This window comes from Gordonia westfalica (assembly GCF_900105725.1).
Lineage (GTDB): Bacteria > Actinomycetota > Actinomycetes > Mycobacteriales > Mycobacteriaceae > Gordonia > Gordonia westfalica.
On the sequence record NZ_FNLM01000034.1, the window covers coordinates 3365767 to 3391298 of the forward strand.

At 67.2% G+C, this 25532-nt stretch carries 25 protein-coding genes; 10 read left to right on the forward strand and 15 right to left on the reverse strand.

Annotated features, from left to right (window positions below; translation table 11 throughout):
* Position 1 precedes the first annotated feature (1 nt).
* Together BLU62_RS20865 and BLU62_RS20870 are read right to left on the reverse strand one after the other, a co-directional pair.
* The gene (locus BLU62_RS20865) at positions 2-985 is read right to left on the reverse strand and encodes an ABC transporter permease (RefSeq protein ID WP_074851895.1); all 984 of its coding nucleotides are present in this window, start codon (positions 983-985) and stop codon (positions 2-4) included.
* A gap of 48 nt (positions 986-1033) precedes the next feature.
* Complete coding sequence (locus BLU62_RS20870) at positions 1034-1423, reverse strand: SHOCT domain-containing protein (protein WP_074851896.1); 390 nt, start codon at positions 1421-1423, stop codon at positions 1034-1036.
* Between the two features lie 190 nt (positions 1424-1613).
* Between BLU62_RS20870 and BLU62_RS20875 the strand changes: the two genes are divergently transcribed.
* Entirely contained in the window at positions 1614-2669 is a 1056-nt protein-coding gene (locus tag BLU62_RS20875) for an LLM class flavin-dependent oxidoreductase (RefSeq protein WP_074851897.1), read from the forward strand.
* Positions 2670-2681: 12 nt separating this feature from the next.
* Here BLU62_RS20875 and egtD read toward each other — a convergent pair whose 3' ends face one another.
* Both egtD and egtB read right to left on the reverse strand, forming a co-directional pair.
* A complete protein-coding gene (egtD, locus tag BLU62_RS20880) occupies positions 2682-3617 on the reverse strand; it encodes an L-histidine N(alpha)-methyltransferase (RefSeq protein ID WP_074851898.1) in 936 nt (311 codons plus the stop codon).
* Positions 3614-4921: an ergothioneine biosynthesis protein EgtB gene (egtB, locus tag BLU62_RS20885; protein WP_074851899.1), complete on the reverse strand. Its 1308-nt coding sequence runs from the start codon at positions 4919-4921 to the stop codon at positions 3614-3616. Before egtB ends, egtD begins: the two co-directional genes overlap by 4 nt.
* A 179-nt stretch (positions 4922-5100) precedes the next feature.
* Between egtB and BLU62_RS20890 the strand changes: the two genes are divergently transcribed.
* Complete coding sequence (locus BLU62_RS20890; protein ID WP_074851900.1) at positions 5101-5874, forward strand: Clp protease N-terminal domain-containing protein; 774 nt, start codon at positions 5101-5103, stop codon at positions 5872-5874.
* A gap of 37 nt (positions 5875-5911) precedes the next feature.
* Here the strand turns inward: BLU62_RS20890 and BLU62_RS20895 are convergent, their stop codons facing one another.
* Positions 5912-6406, reverse strand: coding sequence for a DUF5709 domain-containing protein (locus BLU62_RS20895; RefSeq protein ID WP_074851901.1), 495 nt, complete (start codon positions 6404-6406; stop codon positions 5912-5914).
* A 154-nt stretch (positions 6407-6560) separates the two neighbouring features.
* Here BLU62_RS20895 and BLU62_RS20900 point away from each other — a divergent pair, with 154 nt between their 5' ends.
* Positions 6561-7133: a hypothetical protein gene (locus BLU62_RS20900; protein ID WP_074853063.1), complete on the forward strand. Its 573-nt coding sequence runs from the start codon at positions 6561-6563 to the stop codon at positions 7131-7133.
* Positions 7134-7140: 7 nt separating this feature from the next.
* Here the strand turns inward: BLU62_RS20900 and BLU62_RS20905 are convergent, their stop codons facing one another.
* Positions 7141-7569, reverse strand: coding sequence for a DoxX family protein (locus tag BLU62_RS20905; protein WP_074851902.1), 429 nt, complete (start codon positions 7567-7569; stop codon positions 7141-7143).
* Positions 7570-7796: 227 nt separating this feature from the next.
* On the opposite strand from BLU62_RS20905, the gene BLU62_RS20910 reads away from it, so the two are divergent.
* A complete protein-coding gene (locus BLU62_RS20910) occupies positions 7797-9164 on the forward strand; it encodes a M1 family metallopeptidase (protein ID WP_074851903.1) in 1368 nt (455 codons plus the stop codon).
* Positions 9165-9172: 8 nt separating this feature from the next.
* Entirely contained in the window at positions 9173-10474 is a 1302-nt protein-coding gene (locus BLU62_RS20915; protein WP_074851904.1) for a lipopolysaccharide biosynthesis protein, read from the forward strand.
* A gap of 309 nt (positions 10475-10783) precedes the next feature.
* On the opposite strand, the gene BLU62_RS20920 is transcribed toward BLU62_RS20915, so the two are convergent.
* Together BLU62_RS20920 and BLU62_RS20925 are read right to left on the reverse strand one after the other, a co-directional pair.
* The gene (locus tag BLU62_RS20920; RefSeq protein ID WP_159441570.1) at positions 10784-12112 is read right to left on the reverse strand and encodes an IS110 family RNA-guided transposase; all 1329 of its coding nucleotides are present in this window, start codon (positions 12110-12112) and stop codon (positions 10784-10786) included.
* Positions 12113-12358: 246 nt separating this feature from the next.
* Positions 12359-13204, reverse strand: a complete 846-nt coding sequence (locus BLU62_RS20925) for a glycosyltransferase family 2 protein (protein WP_074851906.1) — start codon at positions 13202-13204, stop codon at positions 12359-12361.
* An 89-nt stretch (positions 13205-13293) separates the two neighbouring features.
* Here BLU62_RS20925 and BLU62_RS20930 point away from each other — a divergent pair, with 89 nt between their 5' ends.
* Entirely contained in the window at positions 13294-13995 is a 702-nt protein-coding gene (locus tag BLU62_RS20930; RefSeq protein ID WP_074853066.1) for a glycosyltransferase family 2 protein, read from the forward strand.
* A 7-nt stretch (positions 13996-14002) separates the two neighbouring features.
* Positions 14003-14356: a DUF2304 domain-containing protein gene (locus tag BLU62_RS20935; protein ID WP_074851907.1), complete on the forward strand. Its 354-nt coding sequence runs from the start codon at positions 14003-14005 to the stop codon at positions 14354-14356.
* A gap of 40 nt (positions 14357-14396) precedes the next feature.
* Here the strand turns inward: BLU62_RS20935 and BLU62_RS20940 are convergent, their stop codons facing one another.
* Both BLU62_RS20940 and rfbA read right to left on the reverse strand, forming a co-directional pair.
* A complete protein-coding gene (locus BLU62_RS20940) occupies positions 14397-15017 on the reverse strand; it encodes a dTDP-4-dehydrorhamnose 3,5-epimerase family protein (protein ID WP_074851908.1) in 621 nt (206 codons plus the stop codon).
* Between the two features lie 28 nt (positions 15018-15045).
* Positions 15046-15921: a glucose-1-phosphate thymidylyltransferase RfbA gene (gene rfbA / locus BLU62_RS20945; protein ID WP_074851909.1), complete on the reverse strand. Its 876-nt coding sequence runs from the start codon at positions 15919-15921 to the stop codon at positions 15046-15048.
* Positions 15922-16033: 112 nt separating this feature from the next.
* Between rfbA and rfbB the strand changes: the two genes are divergently transcribed.
* Positions 16034-17038, forward strand: coding sequence for a dTDP-glucose 4,6-dehydratase (gene rfbB, locus BLU62_RS20950; RefSeq protein ID WP_074851910.1), 1005 nt, complete (start codon positions 16034-16036; stop codon positions 17036-17038).
* A 157-nt stretch (positions 17039-17195) separates the two neighbouring features.
* Positions 17196-18215, forward strand: coding sequence for a UDP-glucose 4-epimerase GalE (gene galE / locus BLU62_RS20955; protein ID WP_074851911.1), 1020 nt, complete (start codon positions 17196-17198; stop codon positions 18213-18215).
* 4 nt (positions 18216-18219) lie between these two features.
* On the opposite strand, the gene BLU62_RS20960 is transcribed toward galE, so the two are convergent.
* From BLU62_RS20960 to BLU62_RS20975, 4 genes are all read right to left on the reverse strand, one after another.
* Entirely contained in the window at positions 18220-19056 is an 837-nt protein-coding gene (locus BLU62_RS20960) for an MBL fold metallo-hydrolase (RefSeq protein WP_074851912.1), read from the reverse strand.
* Between the two features lie 119 nt (positions 19057-19175).
* Positions 19176-21278, reverse strand: a complete 2103-nt coding sequence (locus BLU62_RS20965; RefSeq protein WP_074851913.1) for a DUF6541 family protein — start codon at positions 21276-21278, stop codon at positions 19176-19178.
* 101 nt (positions 21279-21379) lie between these two features.
* Positions 21380-22642: an MFS transporter gene (locus BLU62_RS20970; protein ID WP_074851914.1), complete on the reverse strand. Its 1263-nt coding sequence runs from the start codon at positions 22640-22642 to the stop codon at positions 21380-21382.
* Positions 22639-23289 (reverse strand): GntR family transcriptional regulator, encoded by a 651-nt coding sequence (locus BLU62_RS20975; protein ID WP_074851915.1) that lies wholly within the window; start codon positions 23287-23289, stop codon positions 22639-22641. Before BLU62_RS20975 ends, BLU62_RS20970 begins: the two co-directional genes overlap by 4 nt.
* A 281-nt stretch (positions 23290-23570) precedes the next feature.
* On the opposite strand from BLU62_RS20975, the gene BLU62_RS20980 reads away from it, so the two are divergent.
* Positions 23571-24767 (forward strand): NAD(P)-dependent malic enzyme, encoded by a 1197-nt coding sequence (locus BLU62_RS20980; RefSeq protein ID WP_074853069.1) that lies wholly within the window; start codon positions 23571-23573, stop codon positions 24765-24767.
* Between the two features lie 66 nt (positions 24768-24833).
* Here BLU62_RS20980 and BLU62_RS20985 read toward each other — a convergent pair whose 3' ends face one another.
* On the reverse strand, positions 24834-25505 hold the full coding sequence (locus BLU62_RS20985; protein WP_074851916.1) for a VOC family protein: 672 nt from the start codon (positions 25503-25505) through the stop codon (positions 24834-24836).
* Positions 25506-25532: the final 27 nt, after the last annotated feature.

A 25532-nucleotide genomic window follows, 5' to 3' on the forward strand; every position in this document is an offset into this window, starting at 1 on the left:
ATCAGCTCACCCGCACTCTCGGATCGAGGTAGACCACGGCGAGGTCGGCGAGGATCGCACCGACGGCGGTCGCCAGCGCGCCGAACGCCGCGACCGCGACCACACCGTGGACGTCGTTGGTGTTGATCGAGGTGACGAAGTACCGGCCCATCCCCTCCCAGCCGAAGATGGTCTCGGTGAGGACCGCGCCGGTGAACACCGCGGGGATCGCGAACGCGACGCCGACGGCCACCGGGATGATGGCGGTGCGCAATGCGTGCCGGCGCACGGCGACTCCTCGGGTGAGCCCTTTCGCACGCGCGGTGCGGACGTAGTCGGCGTTGATGGTGTCGAGCACCATCGACCGTTGCAGGAGATGCAGTCCCGCGTACTGGATCACGACGAGGGTGATCGTCGGCAGGATGAGGTGCTGGATGCGGTCGAACAGCACCGGGAAGAAGCCCTCGACCCCGACGCTCGACGCGCCGGACACGTAGACCAGGCTGTGGCCGAGGGATTGGTTGAGCGAGATGGCCGCGAGCACGATGCCCAGGCCGACGACCGGCACCGGCAGGTTGATCATCGCGATCGAGATGAACTGCCACGCGCGGTCGGCGAATCTGTACTGGCGCAGGGCGGTGTAGACGCCCAGCGCGATGCCCAGCAGAGTGGAGATGATCGTCGCGGCGGCGAGCAGCTGCACCGAGGAGACCAGGCGGAAGCCGATCTCGGTGTTGACGCTCTCACCGACCGGCGTCGACCCCCAATCCCAGTGCAACACCACGCCGGTCAGCCAGTTCCACCAACGTTCGACCAGCGGGGTCTTGTCGTTGAGGTTGTAGGACGACAGCGTGGTGTCGACTACGCTCTCCGGCAGCGGAGGCCGCCGGATCGCGTAATTGGATCGGGGGTCGAGGAACCAAGTGGCCAGGAAGTAGGTCAGATTGGTTGCGATGAAGACGAGGACGGCCCAGGCCGCGATGCGTTTACACAGGTATCCGATCACCGCGGCTCCAGGTCGTCGTCAGGCCGGTTTCACCGACCGTATCGCGACTCAGGCCGCTCCGCCGAGTGCCTTCGACTTGAGGTGCTCGAACTCTTCGGGGGTGATGGCACCGGAGTCCAGAAGGGCCTTCGCCTCGGTGATCTGCTGGGTCGGAGAGGTTCCCGCGACCGACTTGATGTACTCGTCGGAGGCCTGCTTGGCCTCGGTGTACGCCTCACGCTGACGCTCGGCCATCCCCTTGCCCTTCGCCAGCAGGTACACGATGGCGGTGAGGTAAGGGAAGATGATCAGGAAGACAACCCAGGCGGCCTTCTGCCAGCCCGATGCCTTCTTGTCACGGAACAGGTCGGTGATGATGTGCCACAGGATGATCAGGTACGCGACGAACGCGAAGATGACGATGGTGTACCAGATGAAATCCCAGAATGAGTCCCACATGGAGGTCTCCTCTTTCTAGAAGAAAAGGACCACCCGAATGGTCCCCTGACGGATAGAAGCATGGCATAGCAATACCCTCGGTACTGCTCTGTCAGGCGAAAGTTGCCTGAGAAGTAGTAGCACGGCGGCGGGCGTGCACCTTTTGCCGCGTAAGAGAAGTTGTGCCACGAACCGACAAAAGAGAGACGACATGGAATCGCAAACGGCCACGCGTGAACTCGAGCTGGGCTTGGACACCTTCGGCGACATCACCGCTGCACCCGACGGCACCCCGCGGTCGGATGCGCAGACCCTGCGGGACGTGCTCGAGCAGGCGGTCCTGGCCGATGAGGTCGGCGTCGACTTCCTCGGTGTCGGTGAGCATCACCGCGCCGACTACTCCGTGTCGGCACCCGAGGTGGTGCTCGGCGCCATCGCCGCACGCACCAGCCGAATCCGCCTCGGTTCCGCGGTCACCGTGTTGAGCTCGGACGATCCCATCCGCGTGTTCCAACGGTTCTCGACCGTCGACGCCCTGTCCTCGGGCCGGGCCGAGGTGATCCTCGGCCGCGGTTCGTTCACCGAGTCGTTCCCCCTGTTCGGACACGACCTGTCCGACTACGAGGAACTGTTCACCGACAAGCTCGCGCTCTTCGCCGAACTCCGCACCGGCGAACCGGTCACGTGGTCCGGCTCGACGCGCGGACCGCTACACGCGCAGCAGGTCTATCCCCGGCTCGAGAACCCGCCGCTGCCCACCTGGATCGCGGTGGGCGGCAGCCCCGAATCGGTGGTGCGAGCCGCGTCGTACGGACTCCCGCTGATGTTGGCCATCATCGGTGGCGACCCGCTCCGTTTCCGTCCCTACGTGGACCTGTATCACCGCGCGCTCGCCGAGATGGAGAAGGACGTGCTCCCGGTGGGGGTCCATTGCCCGGGCCACGTCGCCGACACCGACGCGCAGGCACGTGAGGAGTTGTGGCCGCACTATCGCGGGTACGTGGCGAGGATCGGGCGCGAACGCGGGTGGCCGCCGCCCACGCGGATCGAGTTCGAGCGATCGACCGGACCCGACGGTGCGCTGTTCGTCGGGTCGCCGGAGACGGTCGCCCGCAAGATCGCGTCGACGTCGAAGGCACTCGGGCTGAGTCGCTTCGACATGAAGTACTCGCACGGCACCCTGGGACATGCCGAGCAGATGCGGAGCATCGAGCTCTACGGCACGCAGGTCATCCCGCGGGTGCGCGAGCTGCTCGCCGAGGGGTGACCGCGACGGAGGTCAGCGCCGGCTCAGCGTGAGCGCGAAATCGCCTGCCGGGTCGGTCCAGACGGTGACCACCTGCAATCCGGCGGATTCGAGTTCGTCGCGGAGTGCCTCCGGCTCGAACTTGGTGCTGATCTCGGTATGGATCTCGGTACCGGCCGGCAGCCGCCATGCCCGGCCCAGAGCCTCGAAGTACGCGTCGATGTCGCGGCGGGCACGCAGCCACATCTCGATGCGGTGTTCGCCCGGGTTCCAGCGCGCGATGTGTTCGAAGTCGTCGGCGTACAGCCCGCGGGCGTCGAGCCCCGTCCGGAGGACCTCGATCAGATTGCGGTTGAAATCCGCTGTGACGCCGTCCCTGTCGTCGTATGCGGCCACGAGGCGGCCGGTGTCCTTGACGAGATCGGTGCCGAGCAGGAAGAAGTCGCCGGGCGCGAGTGCTTTCGCCAGGCCCTGATAGAACCCGCGCCGGGCCTCGGGATCGAAGTTCCCGATGGTCCCGCCGAGGAACACGGCGAGACGGGGGCCGTCGGCGTCGGGGAGACGGAGATCCGGTTCGGTGAAATCCGCGACGACGGGGACCACCTCGATGCCCGGATAATCGGCGGACAGCACATCGGCCGTGGCCGTGAGCATCTCGCTGCTGACATCGACCGGGACATAGGTGAACCGCTCGGTGTCGGGCGTGGCGGCGCTGAACGCGTCCAGCAACAGGCGTGTCTTGGTGGAGGTACCCGAACCCAGCTCGACCATCACCTGCGCCTGCGTGGCGGCCGCGATCTCATCGGATCGTGCACGCAGGATCGCGGTCTCCCGACGCGTCGGGTAGTACTCCGGAAGCCGGGTGATCTCGTCGAAGAGTCTGCTTCCGCGCTCGTCGTAGAGCCACTTGGTCGGTAGCGTCGGCGGGTCCTGCCACAGTCCCGAGAGCGCGTCTGAGGCAAGGGTCATCGAGCGAGTCGCAGTCCCGAGAACACCCACCGCGACGCGGCGGGGAAGAAATTGCGGTAGGTGATCCGCTCGTGTCCCATCGGGGTCACCGCGCTCGCGCCGCGCAGGACGTGCTGGTCGGACATGAACTTGCCGTTGTATTCGCCCACTGCTCCGTTCGCGGGGACGAATCCCGGGTAGGGCAGATATGCGCTGGCCGTCCACTCCCACACGTCACCGACCATCGCGGAGCCGGCCCGACCAGGGTGGCATCGGCCGGGATCGAGCAGCTGCCCGCGTGCGTCGCCGAGCGTGCCGGCCGCTGCCTCCCATTCGAACTCGGTGGGGAGTCGCGCGCCGGCCCACCGCGCGTAGGCGTCGGCCTCGTAGAAGGACACGTGGGTCACCGGCTCGTCGGGCACGACGGGCCGGCGTCCGGACAAGGTGAAGGTGGTCCACCCGCCGTCATCCTCTTCGCGCCAGTAACCCGGTGCCTGCCAATCGGTTTCGTTGACCTTGGCCCACCCGTCGGAGAGCCAGAACTCGTGACGCCGATAGCCGTCGTCGGCCATGAACTCCAGCCAGTCCGCATTGGTCACCAACCGGTCGGACACGGCGAAGTCCTCGAGGTACTCACGGTGTCGCGGGCCCTCGTTGTCGTAGGAGAATCCGCTTCCCACCGCACCGATCTCGTGCACGCCACCGGCGAACTCCCGCCAGCCGATCGATGCGGGGTCACCGGGTGAATCGGGCTCGCGATCGACGTAGACCGGACCGAACGCATGCGTCGAGAACAGGTGCTTGATGTCCATGAGCAGCAATTCCTGGTGCTGCTGTTCGTGATTGCAGCCGAGTTCGACCAGACCGAGCGCCGCGTCGTCGAGTCGTCCGGCCTCGAGGGCCTCGACCATCGCCGCGTCGACATGCTCGCGATACCGCGTCACGTCGCGCACGCCCGGTCGTGTGACGAGCCCGCGGTCGGGTCGCGGATGACGTTCTCCCACGGCTTCGTAGTAGCTGTTGAACAGGTACCGGAACGTCTCGTCGTACACCGCGTAGTCCGGGTCCTGCCGGAGGATGAACTCCTCGAAGAACCAGGTCACATGCGCCCGATGCCATTTCGCGGGACTAGCCTCGGTCATCGACTGCGGCGTCTGGTCTTCCGGCGAGAGTCGTTCGGCGAGAGCATCGGTCAGCGACCGCACCTCGAGGAACCGGCGAACAGTGTCCGAACCGCCTCCCGGATCGACTTTCGTGGAGACGTCGTCCGGCGACTCGGCGTCCGATCGCGGGTCGGGGCGGAGGATGGGTTCGGTGATGCTCACTGGAAAACCTCCCGTGGCAAACGAAGGAGTGTGCGGCGGCGTCTTCGGCGGATCTCCGGATCCATCGTTACGACGGTTCCCATCCCTGTCAACGATGGTCAGCCTTGCGTCCGATCCTCGAACGAGGCAATCGTCAACAACGGGTTGACGATCTGGGGTCGTCAACCTACGGTTGACGCATGACAGCTAACTCCGTCCCCGTCCGCCTCGACGACCTCATCTCCGCGATCCGCAAGGTGCACGACGACCCCCTCGACCAACTGTCCGACGCGGTGCTCGCCGCGGCTCATCTCGACGAGGTCGCCGACAGCCTGATCGGCCACTTCGTCGACCAGGCTCGTCGCTCGGGCGCCTCCTGGACCGCGATCGGTTCCAGCATGGGCGTCAGCAAACAGGCCGCTCAGAAGCGGTTCGTCGATCGGGTGTCGGCTGCGGCCCCCGCGGCCGAGGGCGGCCTGGCCACCGAGCCGAACCCGTTCTCCAGGTTCACGCCCCGGACGGCGAATGTGCTGATGGCGGCCAACGGTGCGGCCGCCGCCGACCGCGCCGAGCACGTGACCCCGGCCCACGTGGCGGCGGCGATGACCGCCGAGCCCGCAGCCCTGGTCTTCGTGGTGTTGCGGGAGTTCGGTGTCGGCACAGATGAGTTCGCGCGGGCCGTGGCACCGCTCGTGCCGGCGCCGCGCGACGTCCCGGACTCCGAGGCGTCGACCGTCGTTCCCTATGACGACGCTGCCAAAGCCGTCCTCGAGGCGACCGTCGGAGTCGCCATCGACCTCGGGCACAACTACGTCGGCACCGAACACCTGCTGCTCGGTCTGTTCGCCGACGACGCCGTGGCCGGCGCCCTCACCGGCGTCGGACTCGACAAGAGCGCGATCCGCGACAAGATCGTCGAGACGCTGGCACAGTTCGTGGACACCCCGCCCGCCGGGCCCCCGCCGGCCGAGTAGGCCCGAGGGGCTACCCGAGGGCCGTATCGAGGTCCCCCTACTCCTGATCGTCGATGTAGTGCACCGCCGCTTCCTCCGCGGAGGCCCCCGCGCCGTCGATGCCCGCATCGGCGGCAATGGCCTCGGACTCGGTGTCGATCCCGGAACCCTCGTCCGGTGCGATCAGCCGCCCGGCTCGCCGGTCACCGACCTCGTCATCTTCGTCGAACTCGTCGCTGCGATCAGAATCGTGGGCCCGCCAATCGGTTCGGGCGCGTTCGTCGGCGGTGATCTCATCGAGCGGATCGGCCGCGCCGACGTCGGGTACCTCTTCGGCCAGCCGCTCGTCGAGGCTCTCCCCGTCCCGCTGTTCGCGGGCCGTGAGGCCGTGGATCGCCCCCTTGGGCGGGTAGTCGGGTGGTGAGTAGCCCTCGTCGAGGACGTCGTCGACGCCGCGGTCGTCCAGCGTGTCTTCGGGTTGGAGCTGATCGTCCGGGTCGAGGCTGAACTCGCCGTCGGAGCCTTCGGGGGTGCTGCCGATGTCGTCCTTCATCCTTGTCACGATGCCAGCCGATCGTGGCCCGTGCCAGGTATCTGCGCACTCGCCGCCGACCTGTCTGCACCACGACTCCCCGACACGACGCCGCGTTGTCCCGGTTCGGTCAAACCACCGGTAACCGTCAGCGGGATCGACGACAATGACGAAGATGATCGAGGAATTGCAGGTCGAGGCCGAAGCGCTCCTCTCCGCGGGCGAATACGAGCATGCGCTGGCCGCATTCTCCGTCCTCCGCGAGGTCAGGGCTCGACGCGAGGGACCATACTCGACGAAGTATCTGTCCAACCTCCACGACTGCGTCCGATGCATGTCGCACCTGCAGTTGTGGACGGATGCCAACTACCTCTGCAGTGAACTGCACGGCAAGTATGTGCGCACCCACGGCCGCGGGGAGGCCGACACCGTCGACGTCGCCAAACACTGGGCGTGGGCGCTCGTGAACCTCCACGACTATCCGCCGGCGATCCGCCTCTACCTCATGACCGCCGACGCCCTCTGGGACATCGATCCCGGTCAGGCACAGCGCCTCCTCGGCGCGGCGGTGATCCACCGGCACGACACCGATCCCCTGGAGATCCTCACGCCGGGCGTCATCGACGGAGTCGGGCTCCACCACGCCGACGAGGAGCGCACCGTGATCTCGCGTCTGGTGACCGAACTCGCCGACGTGGACACCGCGTCGAGGAGCTCGGCCACCATCGACGGTCTCGCGATCGCCTGACCGGGTCTCAGACCACGTCTGTTCGACGACGCCGTCGCAGGATGTAGCTGTCCGCGGCGGCACGTCCGGCGGAGGTGTACCCGACCGCCAGCAGACCGGCGATCAGCGCCAGCGGCCATTCGTAACCGCTGTCGGCGTTCCAGAAGCCCGCATCCCAGTGCACGAACACGATCGCGCCGATCATGTCCGCGATCAGCAAGGTGGCGACGATGGGCAACAGCAGGCCCAGAATCAGCAGGATGCCGCCGACCAGTTCCACCCAGGTCGCGTAGTAGGCGGCGAGATCCGGGAACGGCACGTCCATGCCGGCCGGGCCGAAGGCGACCTTGGTGGCGTCCATGCCCTGTGTCATCAGCTTCTGCCAACCGTGGGCGATGAAGATGATGCCGAGTATCAGTCGCGCGAGAAACTGCGCGACACTGCCGAATCCGCTCATTACTCTGCTCCTCGCATCGTCGGGCGGGCCCGGATCCCCGCCGCCAGGTACTCTCACAGTGTCTGCGACGACATCGCCTCGTCGCGGGCGATACGCCGAAATCGAGTCATCGCCACCCAACCGCAACCGCACCGTGATCAAAGGCACCGCATCGTCGGAGCCCGGGGTGTGCGGCCACCCGGCCGGCGGCGAACATGCCATATGGCAGAACGGAGCAGGAGTCGAGAGTGCCGGGAAAGTCTGGCCTGGGGTCACGCGGAAATGCCGGGCAGCCCGTCTTGGGCGCACCGTCCGACGTCCTCGATCCCTACCTGCCGGACAACGGGAATCTCGGCTTCCGGATCTCGCGTTACGACCTCGAACTCGAGTACAAGGTGTCGAGCAACCGACTCGAGGGCACCGCGGTCCTGACCGCGACGTCGTACCGGGAACTCAAGCGCTTCACCCTCGATCTCGCGAGCTCGATGTCGGTGCAGCGCGTCTCGGTCAACGACAAGCGCGCCCGGTACAGCCATCGGCGCAACAAGCTGGCCATCACCCCTGACACCCCGGTGCCGCCCGGCGGCGCGATGACCATCACCGTTCGCTACCACGGCAGTCCACGCCCGATCCGCGGCCCGTGGGGCGAGGTCGGCTGGGAAGAACTGACCGACGGTGCGCTGTGCGCCAACCAGCCCAACGGCGCGGCGTCGTGGTTCCCGTGCGACGACCATCCGAGTGCCAAAGCGCCGTACCGGATCTCGATCACCACCGACAGCCCGTATCACGCGCTCGCCAACGGCGTCCTGGAGTCCAAGCGGGTCCGCGCCGCGCAGACCACGTGGGTCTATCAGCAGGTCGAGCCGATGCCCACCTATCTGGCCTCGATCCAGATCGGCCAGTACAAGCAGGTCTCGTTGGCCACCAAGCCTTTTCCGGTGACCGGCCTCATCCCCTCCCGTCTCGAGGAGAACTTCGGGATCGACTTCGGCCCGCAGACGGACATGATCTCGGTGTTCATCGAGATGTTCGGACCGTATCCGTTCCCGCGGTACACCGTCGTCGTCACCGACGACGACCTCGAAATCCCCATCGAGGCACAGAGTTTCTCGACCTTCGGCGCCAACCACTGCGACGGCAGCCGGCACGCCGACCGGTTGATCGCCCATGAGCTCGCCCATCAGTGGTTCGGCAACTCGGTGACCGCTGCGCGCTGGCGCGACATCTGGCTGCACGAGGGATTCGCCTGCTATGCCGAGTGGTTGTGGAGCCAGCGGTCGGGCGGTCGCAGCGCCGACGAGTGGGCGCGCCACTACTACGAGAAGCTCGACGCGGAACCGGTACGCGTGCCGCTGGCCGATCCCACCCCGCGCAAGATGTTCGACGACTGGGTCTACAAGCGCGGCGCGCTCACGCTGCACGCCCTGCGTCTGAGGGTCGGCGACGGCGACTTCTTCGCGCTCCTGCGTCGTTGGACCGAGAAGTACCGCTACGGGACGGCGACCACCGAGGACTTCATGGCACTGGCCGCCAACCACTCGTCGAAGCCGCTCAAGGACCTGTGGGAGGCCTGGCTGTTCACCCCGGAGCTGCCGCCGTTCCCCGGCCCGTCCTGAGACCGTCCATGACGACGGACATGCCGGCACCGACGCCGGACACGCCTTCCGGCACGCCCCGACGAACCGATACCGACACCGACGCGCGTTCGCTGGGGCGCGTCACGATCGCGACGCTCATCGCCGCTGCTTCGGGGTATCTGGTTCTGCTGCTCGCCGCTCGCCATCTCGGCGCGATCGGGTACGGCGTGTTCGCGGTGTTCTGGGCGGCCTACGGTCTCGTCACCGGCGCCCAGAACGGTCAGCTGCAGGAGACGACGCGTGCGGTTCGGGCGGCATCCGGTGGTGATGCCCGGTCGCGGCCGCTGGTGGTGAACGTCGGGATCGGCGTCGGCCTGGCCGTGCTCGTGGCCGCGACGTCGCCGCTGTGGAGCGGCGAGGTGTTCACCGATCAGCGCTGGCTGTCGGTGGCGTTGCTGGCGGTCGGCGTTACGAGCTTCGCGGTGTACGCGCACCTGTGCGGCGCGCTGTCCGGGATGTTGAGCTGGTCGTCGTTCGCCGTGCTGTTGTCGGTCGACGCCCTGATCCGCCTGGCCGGTGCCGTCATCGCGGTGGCCGCCGGCTGGGGTACGACGGCCTTCCTGATCATCACCGTCGTCGGCTCGGTGTCGTGGTGCCTGCTGCTGCTCGGATCATCGGCTGCGCGGCGCGCGGTCGGGATCGGCGGCGACGTGCCCCCGCGTCGTCTCACCACCAACACCCTGACCGCGATGGCCGCCGCCGCGGCGAGTGCCGTGCTCGTCATGGGTTTCCCGGTGCTGATCAACCTGACCGCCAACCTGCGCGGGACCCCCGACGCCGACGAGGCTCGGGTGATCGGCGCGCTGATCCTGGCGGTCACACTCACGCGCGCGCCGCTGCTGGTGCCGCTCAACAGCTTCCAGGGCGTGCTCATCTCCCGTTTCGTGGACCGCCGTGACCGTCGGATCGCGGCGCTCGCCGCGCCGCTCGGCGTGGTCGGCGTGATCGGTGGCGTCGGGATCGTGGCCGCATGGCTGGTCGGGCCCTGGCTGCTGCGATCGGTCTTCGGCGCCGACTTCGACCTCGCCGGCATCGTCGTCGCACTGCTGACCGCGGGCGCCATGTGCCTGGCCCTGCTGACCGTGACCGGCGCGGCCGCGATCGCCGCGGGGGCTCATCGCTGGTATGCCGCCGGCTGGTGGGTCGCGACGCTGGTCGCGGTCGGGATGCTGCTGATCCCGGCCGACATCGAGATCCGAACCTGCGTCGCCCTCGTCGTCGGGCCGCTGGTCGGCCTCGGCGTGCACGTCGTCGGGGTGCTGCGGCGGCCGGCCACCTCCGCTCAGTAAGTGAGGGCCGGGCGCGTACCTCATTTCGCTCCCTGAGCAGCCTATGAGGGTTGTGTCAATTGGGTCCTGTGGTGGGTGTGGGCGTGGGGGTGTGTCCCGTCGGCCTGGGTGGCTGCGGGTGGTGTGGCGGGGTGAGGTTTGATCGGCCGGGGTCGTATGCCGGGCGTGTGCTCTACCTAGCGGGCAAACGGGTTGGTACCCAACAGCCTTCATTCGAGCTTGGTTCACGCCGGGCGGGGACTGCTCAGGCTCAGGGTCGGGTTTGTTCCCAAGGTGCGGCGAGCTTGTCCCGGTCGCAAGGGGTGAGGGTCAGGCGGCGGTCCTTTCTGCGGGTCGGGTACGGCCGGCGGCGATGTCGGGGTTCCACGGGGTGGCGGTGGTGATGACGACGAACAGTTGGCGGAGCAGTGCTGCGGCGATGGCTACCCGGGCTTGGTTGGGTTTGAGTGTGCTGGTTTCTCGGTTGGTCAGGTGTCGGTAGCGGGTGGCGTAGACCTCGTTGTGGGTGAGTGCGGCGAACGCCGCTCGCCAGGCCGCGACTCGTAACAGTGGTCGGCCGCGGCCGCTGATGGTGGTGGTGCCGCGGTAGGCGCCGGAGGAGTTTTCCCGGGGGCACAGGCCGGCGTGTTTGACTACCGCGCGTGCGGAATCGAAGCGGGCGAGGTTGCCTGTTTCGGCGAGGATCGCCGCGACCGACACTTTGGAGACGCCGGGGATGGAACCGGCCAACTCGTCCAGGCCGAGGTCGGTGAGGACGGCGAGCATGTGGGTTTCGGCGGTGTCGCATTGTGTGGCGGCGTGCTGGTAGTCGCCGAGGGCGTAGTGGGCCCGTTCCAGCGCCCCGGCCTCGATCGGTTGGTTACCAATGTCGAAGGCGGTGTCGATGATCGCGGTCAGGATGCGGTTGTTGATCCGGCGGGCACCCCAGTGGGGCAGTTCGGTGCGTACCCGTTCACGCAACTGGGTGGCGGCGTGGTCGCGGTCTCCCAGCGAGGTCACCGCGGTCGGGTCGCAGCCGCTCACGGCCATCGTGGCCAGCCAGGTCGCCGAGTCCAGCGGCCGGCGGGCGCAGTCGAGGGCGTGCGGCCAGGCACTGTCGAGCATGTCGCGGACTTGTTGGCGTGCTGCGCCTCGGCGGGTGAGTTGTTGAGCGCGGCGCACGCCGAGGTGACGGAGCCGGGTCCACTGTTCCTCGGCCGGCTCGGGCAGATAGATGTGGAGTTGAGTGGTCAATCGCGCGATCAGCAGAGCATCTTTGTCATCGGATTTGTCGTGGGTGAAGTCTTCGGTCTCACGAGCCCGCGCGACGGCGATCGGTTGGACACACACCACCGCCACGCCGACCGCAGCAGCAAGGTCGCGCACCGTTTTCCAGCGATGCCCGGTCGGCTCACACGCGAGGACAATGCCGGCGAACCCGGCAGCGGTGGCATGGGTGCGGCTCCACTCGATCGCGGTGGCCAACTGCCGTGGCGCACAGTGAAAGGTTCTGCGTGCCACGATGCGGGAGTCGTGATCGGTGACAGCCACGACTTGTTTGTTCGCGGCCAGATCGATCGCGACGACCGCGTAGTCGCGCCGCACGATGCCACGGAATCGACTGATCCGATCGTTACGACGCTTGTCTCCTCGACTCAAACGACTAGCCTGAGACATTGACATCCTCCTTTTGTGGTTGGGATAACCAAGCCCTTACGACCACAACAGGAGGATGTCCCAGTTACCAGCCCTTCCAGCTATTACTAGGTGCGAGGAGCGCAAGCGACGAGCCTCGAAGGGCCTGGTGAGACGGCGTCGGCAGCCCTTCGTGGCTCGCTACGCTCGCACCTCAGGGAGCAGTCGTGGCTCGCTACGCTCGCACCTCAGGGAGCAGTCGGGAGAGCCCTATCCGCGGCTGAACCGGCCGACCTGAGCCCCCACCCGCGCCTGCAGGTGATTGAGCCGCGACGTCGCGTGTAGGCGTGCCGCCCTGGACGCTCTTGGCCAGCCGCGTGCCGCGCATCGTTCGGCCTCGGCGGCGAAGAAGCGGTTCTCCTCGTCGAAGCGTCGTCCGTCGACGGCCTGCACCGAACTCACCGAGGCGCTGTGGCGCCGGTAGGAGAACACGACCTCGGGGTCGTAGACGAGCGAGCCGTCGTATGCGGCGAGGTCGACGAGAAGCGCGAGGTCGAGGACGATCTCCAGCCCGGGCCGGAACCCCACCGCCCGCACCGCGGCGGTGCGCCACAGCAACGACGGGAAGTAGGTCCAGTTGCCGTGATAGAGGCTGGTCGCGAGACGTTCGCCGGACAGCACGGTCGCGTGGGAGGGAGCCAGCACGTTCTTCATGCGGTCGCCCAGCGGGCGCACCGTCCGGCCGTTCTCGTCGATGACATCGACGCCGGGCGCGATGACCGAAGCATCGGGGTGGTGCAGGGTCAAGGTGCGGACCGTCGCCAGGTAGTCGGCGTGCATCACGTCGTCGCAACCCATCACGACGAACCAGTCGGCTTTCACGAGGTCGACGCAGCGTCGGAAGTTGCCGTTGACGCCGAGGTTGGTGTCGTTGCGCAGGTAGCGGACGCGCGCATCGTTCAGCGAGGCCAGCCATTCGCGGGGAGTCGGGTCGGGATAGCAGTCGTCGACCACCACGAGCCGAAGGTCCGGGTCGCTCTGGTCGAGGACGCTGGTCACCGCCTCGCGGAACTGCGCGACGTCGCCGTAGAAGGGCATCATCACGTCGATCGGCACCCGACAAGACTAGCCGGGCGTGCCAGGCGGTGACTCTCCGTGGCCGGTGAATGGGAGCGCCACGACCGGCCGGGTTAGGGTTGTTCACCATGGCCGACCCCATCACCAATGCCGACGTGTGGCTGGTGGTACCCGTCTTCAACGAGGGACAGGTGATCCGGGAGGTCGCGGCCAAAGCTCGCGAGACCTTCCCCAACATCGTCTGCGTCGACGACGGCTCGTCGGACGACTCGGCCGAGGAGATCAAGGCCGCCGGCGTTCACCTCGTGCGGCATCCGGTGAACCTCGGGCAGGGCGCCGCGATCCAGACCGGCGTCGAATACGCCCGCAAGCAGCCCGGCGCCCGCTTCTTCGTCACCTTCGACGCCGACGGACAGCACCAGGTCGACGACGTGTCGGCAATGGTCGCCCGCCTGCGGACCGAGCCCGTCGACATCATCGTCGGCACCCGCTTCGCCGAGGGCCGCAGCGAATCGGTCCCGCTGCTGCGCCGAATGGCGTTGCGCACCATCGTCTTCCTCAGCCCGCGGACGCGTCGGCTCGGATTGTCCGACGCACACAACGGGCTTCGTGTCTTCAACAAGAAGGTCGCCGACGACCTCGACCTGCTCATGAGCGGGATGAGTCACGCCTCGGAGTTCATCGCGCTCATCGACCACCACAAGTGGCGGGTCGCCGAGCAACCGGTCACGATCCTCTACACGGAATACTCACGCGCGAAGGGACAGTCGCTGATCAACGGGGTCAACATCGTCGCCGACGGCCTGTTCCACACCCGGATGAGGAAGTGAGGACTCGATGATCTGGTTCCAGATCCTCGCGATCATCGGACTGCTCGCGCTCGTCGGCTTCTTCGTCGTCAACCGCGGCACCGCACGATCGTCGGCCGGTGTGAAGATCTTGTTCGTCGCGTTCGTGGGCTTCGGTCTCTACGCGATGCTGCGCCAGGACGACGTCACCTGGGTCGCCAACAAGATCGGCATCCAGCGAGGGCTCGACCTCGTACTGTTCCTGCTGGTCATCGCATTCGCGTTCACCACGGTGTCGACGTACCTGCGGTTCCGCGACCTAGAGGTGAAGTACGCGCGCCTGGCCCGCGCGATCGCGTTGCAGAACGCCGAGAAGCCGGCACCTCCTCAGAGTGAGGAATGAGTGCCGTTTTCCGGCACTCATCCCGCACTCTGGAACTTCGCTACTCCGCGGCGAGTCCCCGCAGGTAGGCGGCGACGTCGGCGTGGTCCGGCAGCAGTCCCGATTCCCGCGCCTCGGTGAGACCCGGTGCGGTGGTGTCCTTCTCGGACAGTTCGTACTCCAGCGGCGATCCGTCACGGGCGTGTGTCGGCCACTCGATACCGAGGTCGGGGTCGAGCGGGTTGATGCCGTGCTCACCGGACGGGTTGTAGCCGGTGGAGCAGAGGTAGGTGACGGTCGAGTTGTCGGCCAGCGCACAGAAGGCGTGTCCGAGTCCTTCCGACAGGTAGACCGCGCGACGGTCGACGTCGTCGAGCAGGACGGTGTCGTAGGTGCCGAACGTCGGCGAACCGACACGGATGTCGACGATGACATCGAGGATCGCTCCGGTCGCGCAGGTCACGTACTTCGCCTGTCCCGGAGGCACATCGGCGAAGTGCACGCCGCGCAACACGCCCGCCGCGGACACCGAGAGGTTGACCTGGGCGAGATCGAAGCGGTGCCCGATCACCTCGGCCAGCAGGTCACCCTTGAACGCCTCCGCGAACAGCCCGCGTGCGTCGCCGTGCTGGACCGGGGTGAGTTCCCACGCGCCGTCGATCGTGAGCGGTCGCACCTTCATGGATGAGCCTTTCGCATCTGATGTGAACTCAAAATCCCTTGCCTCGCTGCAGGAGTTCGAGCAGGTAGTCACCGTATCCGGACTTGCGCAGTTTCTCCGCGCGAGAACGGAGGGCGTCGTCGTCGAGGAATCCACGACGCCACGCGATCTCTTCCGGCACAGCGATTTTGAGGCCTTGACGTTGTTCGACCGTGCGAACGAAGTTGCCGGCATCGAGGAGACTGTCGAAGGTTCCGGTGTCGAGCCACGCGGTGCCGCGCGGCAGGACGGTCACCGACAGTTTGCCGCGTTCGAGATAGTGGGCGTTGATGTCGGTGATCTCGTATTCGCCGCGGGCGCTGGGCTTCAGCCCGCGGGCGATCTCGACGACGTCGTTGTCGTAGAAGTACAGGCCGGGGACGGCGAAATTCGACTTCGGCTGTGCCGGCTTCTCTTCCAGCGAGATCGCCGTCCCGTCGGCATCGAAGTCGACCACGCCGTACGCCTCCGGATTGGACACCCAGTAGGCGAAGACCGCACCGCCATCGACGTTCTCGAAACCCTGCAACTGACTACCGAGACCAGGCCCGTAGAAGATGTTGTCGCCCAGCACGAGTGCCACCGACTCGTCGCCGATGTGATCGGCGCCGAGGGTGAAGGCCTGGGCGAGACCGTCGGGTGAGGGCTGGGTCTTGTAGGTGAGGTTGATGCCGAACTGGTCACCGTTGCCGAGTAGTCCCTGGAAGGCAGGCGCGTCGTGCGGGGTGGTGATGACGAGGATGTCGCCGATGCCGGCGAGCATCAGCGTCGAGAGCGGGTAGTAGATCATCGGCTTGTCGTAGACCGGGACGAGCTGCTTGCTCACACCCTGCGTGATCGGATGCAGGCGCGTGCCCGTACCGCCGGCCAGAATGATCCCTCGCATGCGCCTCAGCCTAGTGCCCGACGATCCGGCCCACCGTGTGCACACCCTGGGCGCCCACCCGGTGCCTCGGTAGAGTGACGTCCACCAGTCCTCGGGCGGAAGGAATCGACACGTGCGTGTTCTCGTGACCGGTGGTGCCGGTTTCATCGGCGCCAACTTCGTGCTGCGCACCCTGGCCACCCGCCCCGACGCCTCGATCCGCGTGCTCGACAAACTCACCTACGCCGCCAACCCCGAGACCCTGGCCCCGGTCGCCGACCGCGTCGAGCTCATCGAAGGCGACATCGCCGACGCCGCCCTGGTCCACCGCCTGGTCGGCGAAGCGGATCTGGTGGTGCACTTCGCCGCCGAATCCCACAACGACAACTCCCTGGCCGACCCCTCGGCCTTCGTCCACACCAACCTGGTGGGCACCTACACCCTGCTCGAAGCCGTCCGCGCCCACCAGGTCCGCTACCACCACATCAGCACCGACGAGGTCTACGGCGACCTCGACCTCGACGACCCGGCCCGCTTCACCGAAGCCACCGCCTACAACCCGTCGAGCCCCTACTCCTCGACCAAAGCCGGCTCCGACCTCCTCGTGCGCGCCTGGGTACGGTCCTTCGGCGTCGCCGCGACCATCTCCAACTGCTCCAACAACTACGGCCCGTACCAACACATCGAGAAGTTCATCCCCCGCCAGATCACCAACGTCCTGTCCGGAGTACGACCCAAGCTCTACGGCGACGGCCGCAACGTCCGCGACTGGATCCACGTCGACGACCACAACGACGCCGTGTGGACCATCATCGACAACGGCCAGATCGGCGAAACCTACCTGATCGGCGCCGACGGCGAGGTCGACAACCGCACCGTCGTCGAAACCATCCTCGAACTCCTCGACCAACCGAAAGATTCGTTCGACTTCGTCACCGACCGCCCCGGCCACGATCGCCGCTACGCCATCGACTCCACCCGCCTGCGCACCGAACTCGGCTGGACCCCGAAGTATGTCGACTTCCGCGCCGGTCTCGCCGCCACCATCGACTGGTACCGCGACAACACCGACTGGTGGCAACCCGCCAAAGACGCCGTCGAACAGAAATACGCCACCACCGAACGCGTGACGGGCTAGCCGCGACGGAGGTCACCAGGCCTTCGTGGCTCGTCGACTTCGATGCGCTCCTTCGTCGCTTACTCAGCCCGGCGGCTTGCGCTCCTCACACCTCAGGCGGCAAGGGGGAGGCCCCGCCGTTTGGCGTTCTCCCAGTTCCGCGGCCTACGGTGTTCTCATGCGCGTACTCGTGAGCGGCGGCGCGGGCTACATCGGCTCGCACACCGTCATCCAGCTGGTCTCCGCCGGACATGACGTCGTCATCGTCGACGACTTCAGCAATGCCAAGCCCACCGTCGTCGGTCGGCTCGAGGCGTTGACCGGTCGGTCCGTCCCGGTGCACGCCTTCGACCTCGCGGATGTGGACAAGACCGAGCATTTCTTCGCCCACGAGGACATCGACGCGGTCATCCATTTCGCCGGGTACAAGGCGGTCGGCGAGTCGGTGGCCAAGCCGCTGGACTACTACCAGAACAACCTCGGCACCACGTTCTCGCTGTTGCGGGCGATGGAGCGCCACAACGTGCACACGCTGGTGTTCTCGTCGTCGGCGACCGTCTACGGCGCCGACCCCGAGTTGCCGATGACCGAGGACCTCCCGACCTCGGCGACCAATCCGTACGGCTGGACCAAGGTGATGATCGAGCAGGTGCTGCGCGACGTCGCGGCCAGTTCCGACGCCTGGCGGATCGCCGCGTTGCGCTACTTCAACCCGGTGGGTGCGCACCCGAGCGGTCAGATCGGTGAGGATCCGTCAGGCATCCCGAACAATCTGATGCCGTTCGTCGCGCAGGTCGCGGTCGGCCGTCGCGAGAAGCTGTCCGTGTTCGGCGGCGACTACGACACCCCCGACGGCACCGGCGTCCGTGACTACATCCACGTCGACGACCTCGCCGCCGGCCACGTTGCCGCGCTTGATCGCATCAGCACCGCCGACACCGGCATGTCGACCTGGAATCTGGGTACCGGGCAAGGTGTTTCGGTCCTCGAGGTGGTGCACGCTTTCGAGAAGGCCAGCGGCAAGCCGATTCCATACGAGATCGCCCCGCGCCGTGCCGGCGACATCGCCGCGTCGTACGCCGATCCCACCCGCGCGAATGCCGACCTGAACTGGCACGCCACCAAGACGATCGACGACATGTGCGCCGACACCTGGCGCTGGCAGTCGGGGAATCCGACGGGTTATCCGGACGCCTGAGCGGTCACCGAGCGGCGAACGGATCGTCGGGGTCGACGATCTCGTCGGTGGCCCAGCCGATGTAGCGCTGGGCCGACGTCTCGACGACCTCGCGCGCATTCGCGTCGACGACCACCCCGAACGCGTCGTACAGCCGGTTGAACGGTAGCTCCGCGACCCGGTCGACGATCTGACGAACCAGCCTGGGCGACAACGGGATCATGTTCGGGTAGCTGCGCATGAACGTCACCGTCCCCGGCTGCATGACGCCCTTGACCGTGTCGCCGGTCAGCAGCACTCCCCGGCCGTCGGCAGCGTCCGGTAGGTGCAGCACCGCACTGCCGGGAAAGTGACCGCCGCACTGGACGAGTCGCACTCCGCCGAGAACCTCGGCCTCGCCGGACCAGAATTCGACCACCGGGTCCGGCCGGGTCAACCATCGACGATCGAGATCGTTGTAGAAGACCGGGACGCCGCCGAACCGGTGGCTGAGCGAGACACTGGCGCCGTAGAGGTGCGGATGGCTGGCGGCGATGGCCTCGACACCGCCGTGTTCCTCCAGCCAGCCGACGAGGGACGGGCCGATGAACCCCGGCGGCTCCCAGAGGATGTTCCCGTTCAAAGTGGCCACCAGGAATCCTTGCTGACCGATGCCGACGGGCGGTCGCAGTGAAAGCCGGATGAGACCCGGCTCCACCTCGGCAACATCGAGCGCGTTGTCGGCGTTCTCGTCGAGCCGCATCCACTGCTGCCCGCTCGCCGGAATCCACTGCCGGTCGTCGTCGCAGATCGGGCAGACCTCCGGGAGGTCCGCGTCGGGCGCGAACTCGTTTGCGCAGAAGACACACATCCACGACTGCATGTCTCGACGCTAGCGCGGGTCCGATTGCCGCGTGTGCGCTTCCCTTCCGTGGTTCTGTTCCCTTGCACTATTGGATCCGACCAGCGGGAGGGAAAACCGGAACGCGGGAATCGAATCGGTCAGCCGGCGGGCGGGGCCTCGACCGGCGGCACACCTTCGACCGGCGCCGGTGGGTAAACCAGGTCGTTGACGCGGTAGACGACGGCCTCGCCCTGGCGGAACACCTCGGTCAGGCCGGGTGCGCCGTTCTCGCGCAGCTCCAGGAACGGGTCGCCCTGGTGCCCGTTCTCGGGGTCGGGTCGGCCGCGCTGGAACTCCCAGTAGCTCGTCGGGGAGTCGATCACGTAGTGCACGTTCATGTCCCGGACGATCTGGTCGATCGCGGGGTCGGCGCCGATCTTCGCAACACCCCAGAAGACGTCGCGCTGCCGATCGGAGAACTCGTTGGCGCGGTAGAACGGGAACATCGGGGTGACGCCGGTGACCGGGTACAGCCAGCCGGTGCCCTGGTCGAGGTTGTTGAGGACGAGCACGTCCTGGGCGTCGGGCTGCGAGGCGAGCCACGCATACGCGGCGAGGTCGTCGGGACCGACATATTTGCCGCCCCGCTCCTTCGATGCGATCTGCGCATTCGGCGGGTAGCGGACCACCGCGGCGCCGGCGATCAGGACCAGCAGCGCCACGTACGTGGCGGCGACCAGCCACCCCGCCCGACTCGTGCCCTTGGCGGGAGCCTCGTCGGACTGCCCGAGCCGCCTCCCGATGACACCGATCAGCGCGACCACGGCAACGCCGATCGCGACGCCCGCGGCCGCGGCCGAGAAGATGGCGACGACGAAGGTGAGTCGGTGCGGCGAGTTGTAGAAGTAGCCGCCGATCGCGCCGAGCGGGTACGACAGCGGGCCGAGCGACACCACCGAATTGGTCGTCACGAGCGCGAAGACCAGCCAGGCGGCGAGTCCGGCCCAGCACCGCAGCCACGCGAGGACTCCGAGGCCGAGAACGGTCACGATGATCAGCGGCCACACCGGGAAGTGGTTGAGTTCGAGCGGGATCGTGCCGTTGAAGGCACCCTGCGCCAGGCCGCGCAGAACTCCGATCCCTTCCTCGCGGAAGTCGAAGAACGGGAGTTCGTTGGTGTCGGCGACGCGGATCGTGCCGAGTACCACCGGGAAGATCAGGATCAGGGTGAGGACCGCGGTGACGGCCAACGTCGCGAGGTCGGTAAGACGGCTCGCCGCCGGTCGCCACAGCCCCTCGCACAACCACCACAGTCCGACGATGACGCCGACCAGGATCAGACCGGAGGGGTGGGTGGCGGTCACACCGGCCACCGCGAGCGCAGCCGGTAGTACTCGGGACCGGTCCCGGACGACGCTCAGCACCAGGACCGCGGCGACCGGAGCGAGGCTGACGCCGACGGCATTCGGCACCGACGTCAGTTGCACCTCGACGTACGGCAGCGATGGGAACAATGCCGCGACGGCACCGGCGGTACCCGCGATGAGTGCGGAGGTGTCGACGTCGAAACGATGGCGGGCGAACCAGTAGCCCAGCGATGCCACACCCAGCGGCACCGTCACGGCAAGCACTGCAGGCGAATACGTGTTGTACAGCTCCACCGGATTGGCGCCGGTCAGCGGGAACAGCAAGGCGCCCAGGGCGTGCCAGGTGTTCGGGTAGTAGTTGAACCCGTGGGTGTCGTAGTTCATCAGCTCGCCCATGCGCATGGCCGAACCGATCCCGGTCTCGTGGATCCATCGCAGAGAACTGGCGTGCCACAACGAGTCCCACACCTGCGGGATGTTGTCGAGTCCCGCGAAGGCGGTCTTGGCCACCGGCCGGATGCAGGTGATCGCGATGATCAGTCCACCGAGGCCGAGGCCGGCACCCGCGCGCAGGATCGCGGTTCGTCCGACTCGTGGTTCGCCTGTATCCGCAGGCACCGGCGCGAGTCGACGACCGATTCCCGTGCGCAGCAGTCGCGAATACACCCAGGCCCCGGCGAGAGCCAGCACCAGTCCCACGAGCGCCGAGACCGGGTTCCACACGAAGCCGACGGCCGAGTACAGGACGGTGAGGATGGAGACCAGCGCGAAGGTGATCGCCGGTCCGGCCGCGAACGCCACCGGCCAGGGCAGGTTCATCCGCCGGCCCACGAAGGCACCGGGAAGAATCAGTACCAGCGCGGACACGATCACGACCCACGCAGCCAGCACCATCACCCCGCGCCTTTCCACACTCGCCCGTCACCCCGCGGTGGGGCCCGTCTCCACTCCCTGCCGGGCCCGACCAAACACTCAGCAGGGTACCCGGCGTCGTCTCAGCGCGACTGTCCGGTGACGACGCTCTCGTTCGGCATCGGCTCTACGGCCATCGGGAGGACTTCCGGACGGTGCCGCGTATGCCCGGCCGCGGCGACGGCGAGGCAGGCCAGGGCCGCCACTGCACCGAACCCGAACATCTCCGTGTAGGTGATGGACGTCCAGGTCTCGGCGATCCAGGCGAGGACCGCGGGGACGGCGAAGCCCAGGTACGTCACGCTGTAGAACACGGCGGTGAGTCCGGCGAGGTCGTCGGGCCCGGCGATGCGCTGCACCTCGAGCAGTCCGGCGATCAGCGCCATGCCGTAGCCGCAGCCCAGCAGAGTTGCGGCTACGAGTGACAGCCACACCGTCAGCACGTGCGCCGCCATCGCCGCGACGATCATGCCCGCGACGAGCGTCGTGAGGGCGACCACCACGCCGCGTGAACTGCCGGGCACGTCGATGCGACGACCCACCGACTGGATGCCGAACCCGGCGCCGAGTCCGAGGACGCAGCACAGGGCGGCGAAGGCGATCGGCGCTCCGGAGGTCCGGTCCGACATGAGCGCCGGGATGATCGCGTACGCCGACGCGGCAGCACCGAACACCCACGGTGCGACCGGGAGCACGACGAGCATGAATCGTCGGTGACCGGCGGCCGGGATGCGCAGGTCGTCACGCAGACGACCCGGTGTCGCCTGCCGGAACCTCGTCTCGGGAACCACCGTCAGCAGAGCGCCCGCACACACCGCGACCAGGATGTTCACCACGTACGGCAGTACATGCGGCCAGGGCCCCCACTGCGCGAGCACACCGGCGACGCCTGCACCGACACCGAAGCCGGCGGTCAGGCTCATCGCCGCTCGTCCTGCGCCTGCCCCGGCTCGCGCACCGTCGCGGTCGGACAGCTCCTTGATCCAGCTGCCGCCGACCGCCATCGCGAGACCGAGCGCGATGCCACTGCAGACGCGTCCCGCGGTCAGCAACGCCACCGACTCCGAGCCGGCGGCCAGCAACAGCGAGCCCAGCGCCGCGAACACGGGCGCCGGGAGCATGAGCGGACGGCGACCGAAGCGATCCGACAGAGGTCCGCCGATCAGCAGTGCGGGCACGATGCCGAAGACATACGCGAACAGCAGCGCGTCGACGACGACCGGAGAGAGTCCGCTGATCTGCCGGTACATGACCAGCAACGGGGTGAACTCGTTGCCGCCCCACGCGGTCGCGAAGACGGCCAGCGACACCGCGGGCCATCCGAAGCGGGCACGTTTGTCGGTCATGCGGGTTCTCCCGGGAGGTCGTGGACACCGGCGAGGTGCCCCGCCAGAAGGTGTTCGAAGCGGTCGGCGTCGGCGGCCTCGATGGCGCCGAGGAGGTCGAGGTGATCGGTGAGGATGCGCGCCGCCACCCCGGCGTCCCGATGCACCGAGGCGATCGTCATGCGCCGGTGGCGCTCCCCCAACGTCGTGTAGAAGTCGGCGAGGAGCGGGTTGTCGCCGGCTGCGGCGATCAACTGGTGGAACTCCGCGTCGAGCCGCGAGAACCCCGCGATGTCGGCCGCGTCGGCTCGTCGGTGGGCCTCGAGGTTGTCGGCCAGACGCCTTGCCAGTTCCGCGGCTGCGCCGGGCCGGGAGGTGACCGATCGGACCGCGTGGCCCTCGAGGAGGCGTCGGGCGTCGACGACGTCGCGCTTCTCACGGTCGCCGATGGGCACCACGAGCGCTCCGCGCTTCGGGTAGAGCCGCATCCATCCCTCGGTCTCGAGACGCAGAAACGCCTCCCGCACGGGAGTGCGGCTGACCGAGCACCTCGTGGCGATCTCACCCTCGCTGATCAGCTCACCGCCGGCGATCCCGTTTGTGAGGATTTGCTCTTTGACCTCCGCGTATACCCGCTCAGCAGCGGATTCTGCAGAGGTATGCGACATAGACACAAGTTGTACCTTACCAGTGCTCGATGACGCCGTCACCAGGCACGACCCGCCTTCCGCGACGGTCCTCATCGGTGAGACACTTAATACGGCCGTAACGAGCGTCACCCTCGCTCACGGGCCCTGATCGCGTCCGCTGAGCCACCCGCTCGCGTCGATGCGGATCTCGATAGCTCGCGGGCAACGTGGCCGGCGAGACGATGCAACCCGCGTTTCGCGGCATTCAGGAGGACCCGACCGTGACAAGCACGGAGGAGACACGCATGGGGGACACACGTATGGGCGACACCCCGATCACCGAACCGACCATTGCCGATCTGCCGATCACCGACGACGAGATCTTCCTGGCGCACGCCGGCGGCAAGCTGTCCGTCGAGTTGCGCGCGCCGATCGACACCCAGCGCGACCTGTCGATCGCCTACACCCCGGGCGTCGCCCAGGTGTCGCGTGCGATCGAGACCGACGCCACCCTGGTGAACAAGTACACCTGGACCGACCGTCTGGTGGCCGTGGTGAGCGACGGATCGGCCGTGCTGGGCCTCGGTGACATCGGCCCGCGTGCGTCGCTGCCGGTCATGGAGGGCAAGTCCGCCCTGTTCCGCAGCTTCGCCGGGCTCAACTCGATCCCCATCGTCCTGGACACCAAGGACCCCGACGAGATCGTCGAGACCCTGATCCGTCTGCGTCCGAGCTTCGGTGCGGTCAACCTCGAGGACATCTCGGCACCGCGCTGCTTCGAGATCGAGCGTCGCGTGATCGAGGCCCTCGACTGCCCGGTCATGCACGACGACCAGCACGGCACCGCCATCGTCGTCCTGGCCGCCCTGAAGGGCGCGGTGACGCACCTGGGTCGTGACATCACCACCCTGCGCGTCGTCATCTCCGGCGCCGGCGCCGCGGGTGTTGCCTGCGCCAACATCCTCCTGGCAGTCGGCATCACCGACGTCATCGTGCTCGACTCGAAGGGCATCGTCTCCGAGGGTCGCGACGGACTGAACGAGTCGAAGGCCGAGCTGGCGAGCCGCACCAACCCGCGGGGCCTGGTCGGCGGCGCCGTGGAGGCACTCGACGGCGCAGACGTCTTCATCGGCGTCTCGGCCGGCCTCATCCCCGAGGAGATCATCGCCTCGATGAACGACGACTCGATCGTGTTCGCGCTGTCGAACCCCGATCCGGAGATCCACCCGGAGGCCGCCGCCAAGTACGCGGCCGTCGTCGCGACCGGGCGCAGCGACTTCCCGAATCAGATCAACAACGTGCTCGCTTTCCCGGGTGTCTTCAAGGGTGCGCTCGACGCGGGTGCGCGCCGGATCAGCGAGGGCATGAAGATCGCTGCGGCAGAGGCGATCTTCTCGGTGGCCTCCGAGGATCTGCGTGCCGATCGCATCGTGCCCAGCCCGCTCGACGACCGGGTCGCACCGGCCGTCGCGGCCGCGGTCGCCAAGGCCGCACAGGACGAGGGTCTCTGCTCGTAAGCTTTTGTGTCACAAGCCAGTTCGATCCCCGCGATCGAACTGGCTTGTCTCATATGCGCAGGCGGTTCAGTCCCGTTCCTGCCAGGTGCAGAGACAGACCTCGTTGTCTTCGGCGTCGGCGAGAATCCACCATGCGGGCGCGTGCTCGTCCGAGAGCAACTGACCGCCCGCGGTGATCGCCGCCTGGAGACGTTCGTGCACTTCGTCGTGGGGCAGCCAGAGGTCGAAGTGAATCCGGTTGCGTTGCGGGCGAGGCCCATCCATCTGCTGGAACCACACGCCGGGGAGTCGTCCGTCCGGGTCGACCAGGTCGACGGCCTCCCTCTCGTCCGCGTCCTTGTATCCGAGAACGGCCTTCCAGAACGGCCGGATGGCCGCGATGTCGAGGGCGTCGATACCGAGGTCGACCTGCGCGACGGGCGACGCCAGTTTCTCGAGTTCCATGTCGGACGCGATGGTCGAGATACGGTTCGCCAGGGCCACATCGGCTTCGGTGAGTTGGTGCGCACTGTGCGTCGTGAGGACGAGATGCACTGATCCGTAACGAAGATCGACGTCGGGATGATGATTGGCCTCTTCAGCCGCGTCGACGATCTTGGTGATGAACTCGAGGCCTCGCACCATCGACCTGGTGCGATAGGCCGCCGCGAGTTTCTGATTGGCGATGACTCGCCACGGGTCGTCGACGACCTCGGTGGCCTGATTGGCGGTGAGCGGTGCGCGCGTGGACCCGGTCATACTCCCCCATGCTGCCTGTTCGGTCGG

Bases quoted from the DNA above. Each gene is read 5' to 3' on its own strand.
- rfbA (WP_074851909.1), bottom strand. From the start codon at position 15,921: ATGCGAGGGATCATTCTGGCCGGCGGTACGGGCACGCGCCTGCATCCG.
- BLU62_RS20975 (WP_074851915.1), bottom strand. From the start codon at position 23,289: ATGTCGCATACCTCTGCAGAATCCGCTGCTGAGCGGGTATACGCGGAG.
- BLU62_RS20970 (WP_074851914.1), bottom strand. From the start codon at position 22,642: ATGACCGACAAACGTGCCCGCTTCGGATGGCCCGCGGTGTCGCTGGCC.
- BLU62_RS20895 (WP_074851901.1), bottom strand. From the start codon at position 6,406: ATGAAGGACGACATCGGCAGCACCCCCGAAGGCTCCGACGGCGAGTTC.
- BLU62_RS20965 (WP_074851913.1), bottom strand. From the start codon at position 21,278: ATGGTGCTGGCTGCGTGGGTCGTGATCGTGTCCGCGCTGGTACTGATT.
- BLU62_RS20935 (WP_074851907.1), top strand. From the start codon at position 14,003: ATGATCTGGTTCCAGATCCTCGCGATCATCGGACTGCTCGCGCTCGTC.
- BLU62_RS20875 (WP_074851897.1), top strand. From the start codon at position 1,614: ATGGAATCGCAAACGGCCACGCGTGAACTCGAGCTGGGCTTGGACACC.
- BLU62_RS20960 (WP_074851912.1), bottom strand. From the start codon at position 19,056: ATGCAGTCGTGGATGTGTGTCTTCTGCGCAAACGAGTTCGCGCCCGAC.
- galE (WP_074851911.1), top strand. From the start codon at position 17,196: ATGCGCGTACTCGTGAGCGGCGGCGCGGGCTACATCGGCTCGCACACC.
- BLU62_RS20890 (WP_074851900.1), top strand. From the start codon at position 5,101: ATGACAGCTAACTCCGTCCCCGTCCGCCTCGACGACCTCATCTCCGCG.
- BLU62_RS20985 (WP_074851916.1), bottom strand. From the start codon at position 25,505: ATGACCGGGTCCACGCGCGCACCGCTCACCGCCAATCAGGCCACCGAG.
- BLU62_RS20930 (WP_074853066.1), top strand. From the start codon at position 13,294: ATGGCCGACCCCATCACCAATGCCGACGTGTGGCTGGTGGTACCCGTC.
- BLU62_RS20940 (WP_074851908.1), bottom strand. From the start codon at position 15,017: ATGAAGGTGCGACCGCTCACGATCGACGGCGCGTGGGAACTCACCCCG.
- BLU62_RS20915 (WP_074851904.1), top strand. From the start codon at position 9,173: ATGACGACGGACATGCCGGCACCGACGCCGGACACGCCTTCCGGCACG.
- BLU62_RS20870 (WP_074851896.1), bottom strand. From the start codon at position 1,423: ATGTGGGACTCATTCTGGGATTTCATCTGGTACACCATCGTCATCTTC.
- egtD (WP_074851898.1), bottom strand. From the start codon at position 3,617: ATGACCCTTGCCTCAGACGCGCTCTCGGGACTGTGGCAGGACCCGCCG.
- BLU62_RS20905 (WP_074851902.1), bottom strand. From the start codon at position 7,569: ATGAGCGGATTCGGCAGTGTCGCGCAGTTTCTCGCGCGACTGATACTC.
- BLU62_RS20980 (WP_074853069.1), top strand. From the start codon at position 23,571: ATGGGCGACACCCCGATCACCGAACCGACCATTGCCGATCTGCCGATC.
- BLU62_RS20900 (WP_074853063.1), top strand. From the start codon at position 6,561: ATGATCGAGGAATTGCAGGTCGAGGCCGAAGCGCTCCTCTCCGCGGGC.